12 protein-coding genes are annotated in these 13,843 nt (G+C 68.6%); 4 read left to right on the top strand and 8 right to left on the bottom strand.

The window, feature by feature from the left end; all coding sequences use genetic code 11:
• A complete protein-coding gene (locus tag OP497_RS01190) occupies nucleotides 1–366 on the top strand; it encodes a hypothetical protein (RefSeq protein WP_280545950.1) in 366 nt (121 codons plus the stop codon).
• Between the two features lie 30 nt (nucleotides 367–396).
• On the opposite strand, the gene ppnN is transcribed toward OP497_RS01190, so the two are convergent.
• Nucleotides 397–1,758 (bottom strand): nucleotide 5'-monophosphate nucleosidase PpnN, encoded by a 1,362-nt coding sequence (gene ppnN / locus OP497_RS01185; RefSeq protein WP_280545949.1) that lies wholly within the window; start codon nucleotides 1,756–1,758, stop codon nucleotides 397–399.
• Between the two features lie 140 nt (nucleotides 1,759–1,898).
• On the opposite strand from ppnN, the gene OP497_RS01180 reads away from it, so the two are divergent.
• The gene (locus OP497_RS01180) at nucleotides 1,899–2,816 is read left to right on the top strand and encodes a LysR family transcriptional regulator (protein ID WP_280545947.1); all 918 of its coding nucleotides are present in this window, start codon (nucleotides 1,899–1,901) and stop codon (nucleotides 2,814–2,816) included.
• 26 nt (nucleotides 2,817–2,842) lie between these two features.
• Here OP497_RS01180 and gcvP read toward each other — a convergent pair whose 3' ends face one another.
• A complete protein-coding gene (gene gcvP / locus OP497_RS01175; protein WP_280545946.1) occupies nucleotides 2,843–5,737 on the bottom strand; it encodes an aminomethyl-transferring glycine dehydrogenase in 2,895 nt (964 codons plus the stop codon).
• 147 nt (nucleotides 5,738–5,884) lie between these two features.
• Nucleotides 5,885–6,277: a glycine cleavage system protein GcvH gene (gene gcvH, locus OP497_RS01170; RefSeq protein WP_280545944.1), complete on the bottom strand. Its 393-nt coding sequence runs from the start codon at nucleotides 6,275–6,277 to the stop codon at nucleotides 5,885–5,887.
• A 532-nt stretch (nucleotides 6,278–6,809) separates the two neighbouring features.
• Here gcvH and OP497_RS01165 point away from each other — a divergent pair.
• Both OP497_RS01165 and gcvT read left to right on the top strand, forming a co-directional pair.
• Nucleotides 6,810–8,216 (top strand): sodium:alanine symporter family protein, encoded by a 1,407-nt coding sequence (locus OP497_RS01165; RefSeq protein WP_280545943.1) that lies wholly within the window; start codon nucleotides 6,810–6,812, stop codon nucleotides 8,214–8,216.
• Nucleotides 8,217–8,291: 75 nt separating this feature from the next.
• A complete protein-coding gene (gene gcvT, locus OP497_RS01160; protein WP_280545942.1) occupies nucleotides 8,292–9,401 on the top strand; it encodes a glycine cleavage system aminomethyltransferase GcvT in 1,110 nt (369 codons plus the stop codon).
• A gap of 123 nt (nucleotides 9,402–9,524) precedes the next feature.
• Here gcvT and OP497_RS01155 read toward each other — a convergent pair whose 3' ends face one another.
• The 5 genes from OP497_RS01155 to OP497_RS01135 all read right to left on the bottom strand — a co-directional run bounded on the left by OP497_RS01155 (nucleotide 9,525) and on the right by OP497_RS01135 (nucleotide 13,829).
• A complete protein-coding gene (locus tag OP497_RS01155; RefSeq protein WP_280545941.1) occupies nucleotides 9,525–10,157 on the bottom strand; it encodes an alpha-ketoglutarate-dependent dioxygenase AlkB in 633 nt (210 codons plus the stop codon).
• Nucleotides 10,158–10,243: 86 nt separating this feature from the next.
• Nucleotides 10,244–10,786 (bottom strand): phosphatase PAP2 family protein, encoded by a 543-nt coding sequence (locus OP497_RS01150; protein WP_280545939.1) that lies wholly within the window; start codon nucleotides 10,784–10,786, stop codon nucleotides 10,244–10,246.
• Complete coding sequence (locus tag OP497_RS01145) at nucleotides 10,758–11,918, bottom strand: glycosyltransferase family 1 protein (protein WP_280545937.1); 1,161 nt, start codon at nucleotides 11,916–11,918, stop codon at nucleotides 10,758–10,760. Before OP497_RS01145 ends, OP497_RS01150 begins: the two co-directional genes overlap by 29 nt.
• A 139-nt stretch (nucleotides 11,919–12,057) precedes the next feature.
• Nucleotides 12,058–13,011, bottom strand: coding sequence for a LysM peptidoglycan-binding domain-containing protein (locus OP497_RS01140; protein ID WP_280545936.1), 954 nt, complete (start codon nucleotides 13,009–13,011; stop codon nucleotides 12,058–12,060).
• Nucleotides 12,957–13,829, bottom strand: coding sequence for an acyltransferase (locus tag OP497_RS01135; RefSeq protein ID WP_280545935.1), 873 nt, complete (start codon nucleotides 13,827–13,829; stop codon nucleotides 12,957–12,959). Before OP497_RS01135 ends, OP497_RS01140 begins: the two co-directional genes overlap by 55 nt.
• Between the last annotated feature and the right edge of the window lie 14 nt (nucleotides 13,830–13,843).

Genomic DNA, 13,843 nt, shown 5'->3' with positions numbered 1-13,843 from the left:
GTGGGCGCGACGCCGACAGCGGAGCGCCTCAGCCTGCTGCTGGGACTCGGGATACTGATGCTGGCGACCCTGCCACGCTACCTGGTCGCAGGGCACGACACACGCCTGTCGTTGATGCTGATGGCGCTGGCGGTGGTGGCCGTGGTGAGCGTACTGCAGTGGCGGCTGCTCTCCGGGGAGGCGCGCTCGCGCCTCCCCGCGCTGCTGCGTCGGCTGGGGCTCTGCCTGGGCGCGGGCCTGGTGGTGATGGCGGCCTGGCTCGCCCTGACCAGCGACTTCTTCGGCTGGGAGCTGTTGGTCTCCCACGGCGCCACATTGGGGCTGCTGCTGCATGCCCTGTGGCTGTGGGTCAGGGTGCCTCGCTGAACTCGGCCCCAGCTACCTTGCCCCTTGCGCTCAGCCGAGCGTATAGCAGGGCACATAGTCCCCGGTGAGCTTCATGCGACCCTGGTCGACGAAGGAGGCCAGCAGCTCGTCGAGGCGCGCCATCAGCGCCAGTTCGGCGTGCAGGCGGAAGGGGCCATGGGCCTCTATTGCGAGGATGCCCTTTTCCTTGACGTTGCCGGCGACAATGCCCGAGAAGGCGCGGCGTAGATTGGCGGCCAGCTCATGCACCGGCTGCTCCCGGTGGAGCGCCAGGCCGGCCATGGCCTCGTGGGTGGGCTCGAAGGGCTCCTGGAAGTCCCGGGCCACGGTGAGTCGCCAATTGTAGTAGAAGGCGTCCTGGCGGCTGCGGCGATACTCGGTCACCGCATCGATGTTCTTGCGCATGGTACGGGCGACCTCGACGGCGTCGTCGACGACGATGCGGTAGAGCTGGCGCACCTCCTCGCCCAGGGTGTAGACCAGAAACTCGTCGATGCGCTTGAAGTAGTCAGCAGAGTTGGCGGGCCCGGTGAGGATCACCGGCAGCTCCATGTCGGCATTGTCCGGGTGCAGCAAGATCCCCAGCAGGTAGAGGATCTCCTCGGCAGTGCCCACGCCCCCCGGGAAGACGATGATGCCGTGCCCTAGCCGCACGAACGCCTCGAGGCGCTTCTCGATGTCGGGCATCACCACCAGCTCGTTGACGATGGGGTTGGGCGCTTCGGCGGCGATGATGCCGGGTTCCGAGACCCCCAGGTAGCGCCCCTGGGTGCGACGCTGCTTGGCATGAGCCACGTTGGCACCCTTCATGGGCCCCTTCATGGCGCCGGGACCGCAACCAGTGCAGATGTCCAGCTCGCGTAGTCCCAGGTGGTAGCCGACGGACTTGGTGTAGTCGTACTCCTCGCGGGAGATCGAGTGGCCGCCCCAGCAGACGACCAGGCTGGGGTCGCGTCCGGGCTTGAGGGTCCCGGCCTTGCGCAGGATATGGAAGACGGCGTTGGTGGTGCCCACGGCGGTCTGCAGGTCGAAGCGATGGCGGGTCTGGATCTCGTTGTAGACGTAGACGATGTCGCGCAGCACCGCGGAGAGGTGCTCACGGATGCCGCGAATCATCTTGCCGTCGACGAAGGCCTCGGCGGGGGCGTTGGTGATCTTGAGGCGCACCCCGCGGTCCTGCTGCAGCACCTCGATGTCGAAGTCGCGGTAGGTCTCGAGCAGGGCCAGGCCATCATCGGTCAAGTTGCCGCAATTGAGTACCGCCAGCGAGCAGTTGCGCAGCAGGTCGTGAAGGCCGCTCTTGGAGGTGTCGTGGAGGCGCTCGACTTCCTGCTGGGAGAGGATCTCGAGGCTGCCTTCCGGCGAGATGGTGGTGGAAATGGTGTCGGGCATCCTTGGCGTTTCCTGTCGTCATGGCGCATTGCTCGTCCTGGGATGCTACCACGCCGCGCCATGGGCGGGCATCGCTGCGGGCCTGACGGCGAACTGGTAGAATCCGGGCTGCCCGGCCATTGCCCGCGACGTGACGCCCCATGTTCAACGCCCGATACTTCCGTACCTTCATCACCCTGGTCGAGACCGGCAGCTTCACGCGCACCGCCCGCCGCCTGGAGATGACCCAGCCCGGGGTCAGCCAGCACGTGCGCAAGCTCGAGGAGTACCTCGGCAAGCCACTGCTGGATCGCCAGGGGCGGCGTTTCGTCCTCACCGAGAGCGGGCGACGCGCCTACGATTACGCGCTCAAGCTGTTCGCCGAACACGAACAGTTCCGACACTCCCTGGACAACGACAGCCTGGACAGCGGCGAGTGCCGCCTCGCCTCGCCGGGCAGTGTCGGCCTGATGCTCTATCCCTTCATTCTTGGCCAGCAGCAGATGCAGCCCGGTCTCACGGTGAGCTACAGCTTCGCCTTCAACAGCGAGATCGTCGCCGACGTGCTGGGTGGTCGTCATGACCTGGGGATCATCACCGAGGCCGTGCGTCATCCCGACCTCGACTGCGAGGCCTGGCACCAGGAGCCGCTCTGCCTGGTGGTGCCGGCGGACTTCGCCGGCAATGGCCTGGTCGACCTGATGGGGATCGGCTTCATCAGCTACTCGGGCGGGGAGGATCATGCCGGTGCTTTGCTGCGGGCCAACTTTCCCGACTTCCGCTCCATGAGCCACTTCCCGCGCCAGGGCTTCACCAACGAGGTGAGCATGGTGCTGGATGCCGTGGCGCGCAGGCTGGGTTTCACCGTGGTCTCACGGGTGGTACTGGAGACCTCGCCCTGGCAGCGCCAGGTCAAGGAGCTCTCCCTGCCCCAGCCGGTCCACGAGTCCCTGCATCTGGTCATGCGCACCGGCGAGCAGATGCCACGGCGCTACGTGCGGCTGCTCGAGGGTTATCGCGAGCAGCGCCATCACGAACGCTTCGGCTTCGGTGAGGGGCCGCAACGCCACGAGGCCTGATGCAGCAGGCCCATCAGTCACGTCTTTCAATCACGATACTCGTCGATGCTCGGGCAGGAGCAGATCAGCTGCCGGTCGCCGAAGACGTTGTCGACCCGGTTGACCGCCGGCCAGTATTTGGCGGCCTTGACCGCCTCGCAGGGGAAGGCACCGAGTTCGCGGGAGTAGGGGCGTTCCCAGGCGTCGTCCCTCAGGTCGGCCATGGTGTGCGGGGCATTGACCAGGGGGTTGTCGTCCGCCGGCCAGTCGCCGCGCTGCACGCAGGCAATCTCCTCGCGGATACGGATCATGGCGTCGCAGAAGCGATCGATCTCGTAACGCGACTCCGATTCGGTGGGCTCGATCATCAGCGTGCCGGGCACCGGGAAGGACATGGTCGGGGCGTGGAAGCCGTAGTCCATCAGGCGCTTGGCGATGTCCTCCTCGCTGATGCCGGACGCGGCCTTGAGCGGGCGGATGTCGATGATGCACTCGTGGGCCACGGTGCCGTTGCGGCCCTTGTAGAGCACCGGGTAGTGGCTCTCGAGCCGCCGGGCGATGTAGTTGGCGTTGAGGATGGCCAGTTCGGTGGCTTCGCGCAGGCCGCGGGCGCCCATCATCTTGATGTAGGCCCAGGAGATCGGCAGGATCGACGCCGAGCCGTAGGGCGCGGCCGAGACCGCACCACAACTCGCCTCGACACCCTCCAGTGGCGTGACCACGTGGTTGGCGACGAAGGGCGCCAGGTGGGCCTTGACCCCGATCGGCCCCATGCCCGGGCCGCCGCCGCCGTGGGGAATGCAGAAGGTCTTGTGCAGGTTGAGGTGGCTGACATCGCCGCCGAAGTCGCCGGGACGCGAGAGGCCCACTTGGGCGTTCATGTTGGCGCCATCCACGTAGACCTGGCCGCCGTGGTCGTGGACGAGCTTGCACACCTCGCGCACACCGGCCTCGAAGACGCCGTGGGTGGAGGGGTAGGTGATCATGATCGCCGAGAGGACATCGGCGTGCTGCTCGGCCTTGGCGCGCAGGTCCTCGAGGTCGATATTGCCGTCGCTGTCGCACTCCACCACCACGACCTTCATCCGCGCCATGGCGGCAGAAGCCGGGTTGGTGCCATGGGCCGAGCTCGGGATCAGGCAGACGTCGCGGTGCCCCTCGCCCTCGGCGGCCTGATAGCGGCGGATCGCCACCAGGCCGGCGTACTCGCCCTGGGCGCCGGAGTTGGGCTGCATGGAGATGTGGTCGTAGCCGGTGATTTCCACCAGGAAGGCGGCCAGCTCGTCGATCATCTGCCGGTAGCCGGCCACCTGGTCGCGGGGCGCGAAGGGATGGATGCGCGCGAATTCCGGCCAGGTGATCGGCATCATCTCGCTGGTGGCGTTGAGCTTCATGGTGCACGAACCCAGCGGGATCATGGCGTGGGCCAGCGACAGATCCTTGTTCTCCAGGCGCTTGAGGTAGCGCAGCATCTCCGTCTCGCTGTGGTAGCGGCGGAAGGTCGGGTGGGTCAGGAAGTCTGACTCGCGCCGGCACGCCGCCGGGATGCCGCTGGTGCCGGCCTCGACCACGCGGTCGTCGAGCTCGCGCACCGAGAGGCCGTGCTCCTCGCCGAGCAGCACGTCGAACAGCACATCCACATCATGGGCAGTGGTGGTCTCGTCGAGGCTCACCCCCACGTTGCCATTGGCGAAGTAGCGCAAGTTGAGGTCGTGGGTCATGGCCCGGCCGTGGAGCTTGCCGGCATCCACGCCGCTCAGGCGCAGGGTGTCGAACCAGCTGTCGTGGGCCAGGGTGACCCCCTTGGCCTTGAGCCCCGCGGCGAGGATCGTGGTCAGGCGGTGAATGCGCCCGGCAATGGTGCGCAGGCCCTCGGCGCCGTGATAGACGGCGTAGAAGCCGGCGATGTTGGCCAGCAGCGCCTGGGCGGTGCAGATGTTGGAGGTCGCCTTCTCGCGGCGGATGTGCTGCTCGCGGGTCTGCATCGCCATGCGCAGCGCGGTGGCGCCGCGGCTGTCCTTGGACACGCCGATGATGCGGCCGGGGATCGAGCGCTTGAGCTTGTCGGTAGTGGCGAAGAAGGCGGCATGCGGGCCGCCATAGCCCATGGGCACGCCGAAGCGCTGCGAGGAGCCCACCACCATGTCGGCGCCGACGGCCCCCGGCTCCTTGAGCAGCACCAGGCCCATGATATCGGCGACCACGCAGGTCATCACGCCGCGCTCGCGGGCGGTCTCGATCAGCGGCGCCAGGTCGCGGACCTGCCCGCTGTCGCCCGGGTACTGCAGCAGGGCACCGAAGACCTCATGCTCGGCGAGTTCCTCGGCCGGGGCCACCACCAGCTCGAAGCCGAACCAGGCGGCGCGGGTGCGCACCACGTCCAGGGTCTGGGGGAAGACGTCCTCGGCGACGAAGAAGGTGTCGCTCTTGGCCTTCTTGTTGGCGCGTTTGCACAGCGCCATGGCCTCGGCGGCGGCGGTGGCCTCGTCGAGCAGCGAGGCGTTGGCCAGCTCCATGCCGGTGAGGTCCATGACCATCTGCTGGAAGTTGAGCAGCCCCTCCAGACGACCCTGGGAGATCTCCGGCTGGTAGGGCGTATAGGCGGTGTACCAGCCGGGGTTCTCCAGCACGTTGCGCTGGATCACCGTCGGCAGGTGGGTGTCGTAGTAGCCCTGGCCGATGTAGCTCTTGACGACCCGGTTCTGGCGGGCCAGGCGCTGCAGGTAGTCCAGGGCCTCGGCCTCGCTCTGCGGCGGATCCAGGTCCAGCTCACGCCCCAGCCGGATGCCGGCGGGCACGGTGGCCTCGATCAGCGTGGGCAGGCTCTCCATGCCGAGGGTGGTGAGCATGCCGTCCACGTCGGCGCCGGCCGGGCCGTTGTGGCGCTGGAGGAAGGCATCGTGAGCGGCCAGATCGGCCAGGCGGCGGTTGTCGAAAGCCATGGAACACCCTGTGTGCGTGACGGGGCCTCGCCCCGGGGATCGTCGAAAGGGGCCGGCCCCGTCAGGGACGAGGCCGGGAGTGGCGCCTCGTTGCGTCAGCAGCCGGCACGATCTGGCCGGTCCCGACGGGGGCGCCAGGGGTGAGGATCACTCCTCGTCGGCGGCGACGGCCTGGTAGGCGTCGGCATCGAGCAGGTCGTCGAGGACGCTGGCGTCCTCGAGGCGCACCTTCATGATCCAGCCATCCTCATAGGGCGACTCGTTGACGGTCTCGGGCGCGTCCTCGAGGGCCTCGTTGACCGCGAGGATCTCGCCGGCCACCGGCGCGTAGAGGTCGGAGGCGGCCTTGACCGACTCGATGACGCCGAACTCGTCGCCCACGGCCAGGGTGCGGCCCACCTCGGGAAGCTCGACGAAGACCACGTCGCCCAGCGCCTCCTGGGCATGGTCGGTGATGCCGATGGTCACGGTGCCGTCGCCATTATCGAGGACCCATTCATGGCTTTTGGCATAGCGCAGGTTGGCGGGGATAGAGCTCATCGTGATTTCCTATACGAAAAAGGTTTTCGGATCCGCGAATGCTAACGCCATTGTCGGCATTTGGCGAGTCCTCCCGGTGGGTCGGTTCGATGCCTTGCGCTCCTCGACCCGTTTACAGGGTGGTCCGCCGGAGCCGGTTCGTCCAGTGCCGGGCCCGGCGTGAGGCCTGCTGCCGGGGTGGGCACTGGGATGCCGCCGGGCCGCACGGCGCATGGCGGGCGGGATCCGGGCCGCGCCCGGGCGTCCGGTGGCGCTAACTGCCATCCCCTTGCTCCCCGGCGCCACCGACAGTAGGCTTGCCGCGTTTCCGATCGGAAACAGGCGGCGTCATGGTGAGCGGTGCCGCCGAGGTGTCTCCCCCCGGTTCATCGGGCTGGTGCATCAGTGGCAGGATCCGCTATCGTGAAGGCGTTCGTCCTGTCGATCTTTCGTCGAAGCCTGGTCCGCCCATGCCATTTCGTCTTTTCCCTAAGAGGAAAGCTTCGTAGTGGATGGCGGGTCACAACAACAAGCGTGAATAAGGGAGACTCTCGTGGAAACTTTGAACAGTATCTTCGGTGCCATCAATGGCGTGGTATGGGGGCCATTGATGCTCATCCTGCTGCTGGGGGTGGGCCTCTACCTGCAGCTCGGCCTGAAGCTGATGCCGATCCGCAAGCTCGGTACCGGCTTCAAGCTGATGTGGCAGGGGCGTGACAAGAAACCCGCGCCGGGCAAGAAGCCCGAGAAGCATGAGGACGGCGAGATCTCGCCCTTCAATGCCCTGATGACGGCGTTGTCCGCCACCATCGGCACCGGCAACATCGCCGGCGTGGCCACCGCCATCGCCCTGGGTGGCCCGGGGGCGGTGTTCTGGATGTGGATCACGGCCCTGGTGGGCATGGCCACGAAGTTCGCCGAGGCGGTGCTGGCGGTGCGCTACCGCGAAACCGACAGCACCGGTTACCATGTCGGCGGCCCGATGTTCTACATCAAGAACGGCCTGGGCAAGAAGTGGTTGTGGCTGGGCGGCGCCTTCGCCTTCTTCGGCGCCGTGGCGGCCTTCGGCATCGGCAACACCGTGCAGTCGAACTCCGTGGCGGACGCCCTGGATAGCACCTTCGGCCTGCCGCACTGGATCACCGGGGTGGTGATCATGGTGTTCGCCGGCATGGTGATCCTCGGCGGCATCAAGCGTATCGCCAAGGTGGCGGGCAAGCTGGTGCCGGTCATGGGGATCCTCTACGTGCTGGCCGGCCTGGTCGTGCTGATCATCAACGCCGACCAGATCGGCGGGGCCTTCGGCATGATCTTCACCTATGCCTTCAACCCCCATGCGGCCGTGGGCGGCTTCGCCGGCGCGGCGGTGATGGCGGCGATCCGCTTCGGTGTGGCGCGCGGCATCTTCTCTAACGAGGCGGGCCTGGGTAGTGCGCCCATCGCCCACGCCGCGGCCCAGACCAAGAACCCGGTCCGCCAGGGCCTGATCGCCATGCTGGGCACCTTCATCGACACCATCATCGTCTGCTCCATCACCGCGCTGGTCATCCTGACCGCGGGGGTCTGGGAGACGGGGGAGGCCGGGGCGTCGCTGACCGCGCTCTCCTTCGATGCTGCCCTGCCGGGCATGGGCAACCAGATCGTGTCGCTGGCGCTGGCGGTATTCGCCTTCACCACCATCCTGGGCTGGTCCTTCTACGGCGAGAAGTGCTTCCAGTTCCTGTTCGGCACCCGCTCGATCATGCTCTACCGGGTGCTGTTCGTGCTGGCGATCCCGCTGGGTGCCATGGCCCAGCTGGGCTTCATCTGGCTGATGGCCGACACCTTCAACGCCATGATGGCCATCCCCAACCTGATCGCCCTGGCGCTGCTGTCGCCGGTGGTCTTCAAGCTGGCCCGTGACTACTTCGACGGCAAGGAGATCCTGCCGGGCGAAGAGCTGGACCACGACAAATCCTGAGGGTGCGTCACGCGGGAGAGGTGCCCAGAGGGGCACCTCTCTTGCGTTGGCCCCCAAGCCATGAGTGATGATGACATGAGTGAACTCAAGCACACCCCCCTGCACGCCCTGCACGTCGAGCTGGGGGGCAAGATGGTGCCCTTCGCCGGCTACGACATGCCGGTGCAGTACCCGCTGGGGGTCAAGCGCGAGCACGAGCATACCCGCCGTGCTTGCGGGCTCTTCGATGTCTCCCACATGGGGCAGATCCTGCTGCGCGGCCCACGGCCCGCCGAGGCGCTGGAGAGCCTGGTGCCGGCGGACATCGTCGGGCTGGCCGAGGGCATGCAGCGCTATGCACTGTTCACCGCCGAGGAGGGTGGCATCCTGGACGACCTGATGGTGGTCAATGCCGGCGACCACCTCTACCTGGTGGTCAACGCCGCCTGTCGGGAACAGGATATCGCCCACCTGCGCCGCGGCCTGCCCGACCACGAGGTGGAGGTGGTCGACCGGGGCCTGCTGGCGCTGCAGGGGCCGGCAGTGGCCTCAGTGATGCAGCGCCTGTGCCCCGAGGCCTGCGAGATGGTCTTCATGCAGCATGGTTACTTCACCATCGGCGGCATCGAGGTCTGGGCCAGCCGCAGCGGTTACACTGGCGAGGACGGTTTCGAGATCTCGGTGGCCGCCGAGGAGACCGAGGCCCTGGCGCGTCTGCTGCTGGCGGAAGAGGAGGTCGAGGCGATCGGGCTGGGGGCCCGTGACTCGCTGCGCCTCGAGGCGGGCCTGTGCCTCTATGGCCACGATATCGATACCGGAACGACGCCGGTGGAAGCGGGGCTGATCTGGGCCATCGGCAAGCCGCGCCGTCGTGGCGGCGAGCGTGCCGGCGGCTTCCCCGGGGCCGACCTGATCCTGCACCAGGTGGCGGAGAAGGACCATCGCCGCAAGCGGGTGGGCCTGCTCGGCGAGGGCCGCGCCCCGGTGCGCGAGGGGGCCGAGCTCTACGATGCCGAGGACACCCGGCTGGGCCACGTGACCTCCGGCGGCTTCGGTCCCAGCGTCGGCCAGCCGGTGGCGATGGGCTACGTGGCCATCGAAGCCAGCGAGGTCGGCACCACGGTGTATGCCGAGGTGCGCGGCAAGCGCCTGCCGATGACGGTGACCAGGATGCCCTTCGTCACTCCCGGCTACCATCGGGGGTGATGCGTAATCGCCAATTTATACCGTTATCTTACCGAGTGTGCATCAGCGTCCGTCCCGATCCGGGGTGGCCGTTTCGGCATATAAGGCAAGAAGGGCAAGAAGGGCAAGAAGGGCAGCAGCGTGTCAGGCAGGAGGCGACGCCGTCGGGTTCACCAGGCGGAAGGTCAGGCTGATGCGCAGCCCGGGCAGCCGGCGTGGCAGCAGGGCATGCTGCAGCCTATCCTGCACGCCGACTCCCATCAGCAGCAGGCTGTCATGGGGCAGCCAGACATTGAAGGCCTGATGGGAACGGTCCTTCCAGCGGAAGCGCAGCGGCCGCTCGGCTCCCAGGCTCACCGCGGCGATCAACGGCGCCGGGCCAAGCTCGGGCTCGTCGTCGCTATGCCAGCCCATGCGCTCCTCGCCGCCGGCATAGCGATTGAGCAGCACGCTGTTGAAGCGTGCCGAGAAGCCGGCACCGGCCAGGCGACGGATCACGGCCGCATGGAGGGTCGAGACCGCGGGATGCCAGGGCTCGGGCAGGAAGTCCCGGCCCGAGTAGCGATAGCGGGCGTCGGGGTTGCCCATCCACAGCTGACGGCGCGGGATCGGGTGCTCACGCCCGTAGAGGCGCAGGGTCGGTCGCTGCCACGCCAGCGCCTGGTCGAGCTGCGTCAGCAGCCGGGTCGCGGCGGACTCGCCGAGCAGGCCGGGGAACAGGGTCAGGGCAGGCGAGTCGAGCAGGCGCTCGCCCGGCAGGGCGGGTGTCGGGAGCATGGCGTCAGGATGCCATCCCGACCAGGTGGCGGCCAGTGACACCCTGTCAGCCGGCCAGATGCAGGGTCAGCCGGCCAGATGCAGGGTCAGCCGGCCAGATAGAGGCTGGCCAGGGCAAAGCCCAGCCCGAGCAGGGCGCCGGCCGCCACATCGCTGATGTAGTGCAGTCCCAGGCCCACCCGCGACACGCCGATCAGCAGCGCGATCGGGACCAGCCCGGGCAGCAGCCAGGGGGCATGGGCGGCGGTCAGGGTGCAGAACAGCACCGCATGCATGGTATGGCCGCTGGGAAAGCTGTAGCGGTCCCGGGCGGGCTCGTTGCAGCGGATGATGCCGCGGAAGGTGATGAAGGGGCGCTCGCGACACAGGCGGGTCTTGAGGAGCCGATAGAGGCCGATGGCCACCAGGGCCGTGACGGTGTACTGGGCCACCCGCTGGCCGCTGCCGGCGGGATGGAGCAGCGGCTGGGCGAGGATCAGCGCGACCCACAGCGGCCAGTCTCCCAGCTTGCTGGCCAGCCGCAGCAGGGCCAGCCAGGGCGGGTGGACGCTGAAGCCGGCCAGGCGCCGGCAGAGCTGCCACTCGATGAGGTCGAGACGTTCAAACACGGCAGGGCGCTGCGGCTTCATCATCGATCTCCATCGGCTGGGTGAGGGTGGAGAGGAAGGTGTCGGCAATCGCCGGCCAGCGGTACGCCAGGGCGCGCTTCCTGGCCGCCCGCCCCAGGCGGGCATAGCGGGCCGGCTGCTGACAGAGGGTGGCGGCGGCCTCCCGGAAGCCGGCCTCGTCGCCCACCGGCAGGCTGATGCCATTGACGTCGTCCTCGATCAGCTCGGCGCCCGCGGCATGGCGAAAGGCCACCACCGCCAGGCCGCTGGCCATGGCCTCGAGGACCACGTTGCCCCAGGTCTCGGAGATCGAGGGGAAGACGAAGAGGTCGGCACTGGCGAAGTGGCGCTGAAGGCTATCGCGGTCGATGAAGCCGGTGAAGTGGGCCTGGGGGAGGGCACGTTCCAGCCCGGCGCGCCCCGGCCCATCGCCGACGACCACCAGGCTGATCTCCGGGCGGGCGGCGAGCATCGCCGTGAAGGTGTCACGCAGCAGGTCGAGGTTCTTCTCCGCGGCCAGGCGCCCCACGTGCAGCGCCACTGGTCGATGGGCGTCGCTGCCCCAGGCTTCGCGCAGGGCCGGGTCACGATGGGTCGGCGAGAAACGCTCGCCGTCGATGCCGCGCGCCATGACCCGCACGTTGACGAGGCCGCGGCCGGAAAGCCCCTCGGCCTGGGCACGGGTCGGCACCAGCGTGGCCGCCGTGCGGTTGTGGAAGCGGCGCAGACGACGCAGCACCAGCGGCGCCAGCCAGGGCAGCCCGTAGTCGCGGCAGTAGTGGTCGAAGTTGGTATGCCAGCCGCTGACCACCGGAATACCCAGCCGCTCGGCGGCGCGTAGCGCCGACCAGCCCAGCGGTCCCTGGGTGGCCAGGTAGACGGCCGTCGGGCGCTGTTGTCGCCACAGGCGCTGGATGGCCGCCGTGGCCGGCAGGCCGATGCGCACCTGGCGATAGCCGGGCAGGCCCAGCCCGCGCACCCGGAGCTCGGCCTCCATCCCCTCGGCCCGCGGCGCGGACCCGTTTGCCGGCCGGGGCCGGACCAGCTGAAGGGCCACGCCACGCCGGCGCAGTTCCATGCTGAGTTGGCCCAGGGTATGGGCGACGCCGTTGATGTCGGGGGACCAGGTTTCACTGACCAGGCAGATGCGCATGGGGCTCCTCGTGCGGTGGCAGGCCCGGAGGGGGCTGACACCGTATAGGATGCCGGCTGGCCATGACAGCCGCGCGTCACGGCGATGAAGAAGGCATGACGGCAGACCGGCCGTCCGGTGCCGGGCAGCGTCGCCTCCGTCAGCGCAGCACCCGGGCCGGGTCGATGGGCTTGCCACCATGGCGCATGTCGAAGAGCAGCCGCGGGCTGCCATCCTGCTGGCCGACCTCGCACACCGGGGTCCCGCGGGTGACCGCGTCGCCACTGGCCACCAGTGGCCGCTCGCAGAGGGCATAAACGCTCTGCAGGTTGTCGGCATGGTGAACGATCACCACCTGGCCGAGCTGTCGCATGCTGTCGGCGAAGCGCACCTCGCCGTCGGCCACGGCATGGGCCCGGCTTCCACGGCGAGTGGCCAGCAGCATGGGCTGCAGGGTGCCGCGCTTGTCGGTGCCGAAGGCACGCTCGATCTGGTACTCCTCCAGCGGCCAGGGCCAGCGACGCGCGGCGGCGGGCAGGTCCCCCGGGTCCGGCAGGCGCTTGCTCGCCGGTCGAGCGGCCTGGCGCTTGCCGGACGCCTTGCTGCCGGTGCTGCCGGTGCTGCCTGCGGTCGTGCCCGCGGATGCCGCCTGCCGACCTCCCAATGGCACCTGGATCAGCTGCCCGACCCTCAGGCTGGTGGGCGCAATGTCAGGGTTCGCCGCCTGGATACGGTCGGCGCGGCCGCCGAAGCGCCGGGCGATGGCGCTGTAGGTGTCCCCTGGGCGCACCCGGTAGCGGTAGGGGCCACCGGAGGGGGCCCGCTCATCGCGACCGGGGACCAGCAGGCGCTGGCCCACGGCCAGGCGCCGGGCATCGACGCCGGGGTTGAAGCGCTCCAGGCGTACCAGGGGCACCTCGGCGCGGCGGGCGATCTCGCCCAGGGTGTCGCCGCGCTGGATGGTGATCCACTCGCCGGCGATCTCCTCGCCCGGGCGGCCTTCGCCCCCGCGCCCGGCGCAGCCGACCAGCAACAGCACCAGGCAAACCAGCAGCAGGGTCAGCGCGGTGAGTCGAGACGGCGATCCTTGTCCTGCCACAGGGCGTTGAGCCATGACTGGAAGCGTTCCTTGTAGTCTGTGTCGTCGTAATAGCCACCTTCGAGCATCCAGGCCGGGACTTCCAGGCACCGGGCCTCCAGCCGCACCCGTCCCTCGCGGCCGCAGAGGAAGCCCCAGAAGCTGGGATCGGGATTCTCGTAGTGCAGGGTGACATCCAGGATGCCGCCGAGGCGCTCGCCGAGCAGGCTCACCACCTGGGCGATGCCGCCGGCGCGCGGCCTCAGCAGATGGCGGTAGGGGGCGTCCTGGGCGGCCTGCTTGGCGGGGGTGAAACGGGTGCCCTCGACGAAGTTGTAGATGGCGATGGGGCGCTCCCGGGCGTGGCGGCACATGCGTTCGGTGGCCTCGCGGTCGCGGCGCGCCAGTTGCGGGTTGCGCTCGCGCTGCTCGCGGGTCAGGCGGCGCAGCATGGGGAACTCCATGGCCCAGAAGGCCAGGCCGACGATGGGGATCCAGATCAGCTGGCGCTTGACGAAGAAGTGGGGCATGGGAATGCGCCGGTGCAGGGCGAAGAACAGCAGGAAGATGTCGGTCCAGCTGCGATGGTTCGAGAGCACCAGCCACCACTGGTCGCGGGAGAGCCCGTCGGGCAGGCGGAGCTCCAGCGGCGGGCGCAGCCAGCGGCGCATCCACCAGAGGTTGCTGCCCACCCAGTTCAGCGCCACGGCGTTGAGGGCCATCAGGACGCGCCGGCGCAGCCGCCGCCCCGGGGTTACCAGCTTGACCAGGGTGAGCAGGATCAGCGGGACCCCCCAGGCGAGGGTGGTGAGAGTCAGCAGCAGGATGCTGACGAGCCCCCTGAGGGTCGGCATGCCTGTCTCCTCGG

The organism is Halomonas sp. 11-S5 (assembly GCF_029889825.1).
GTDB lineage: Bacteria > Pseudomonadota > Gammaproteobacteria > Pseudomonadales > Halomonadaceae > Halomonas.
Note: the sequence above shows the minus strand (reverse complement) of the source record. Positions and strands in the feature narration are given on the sequence as shown.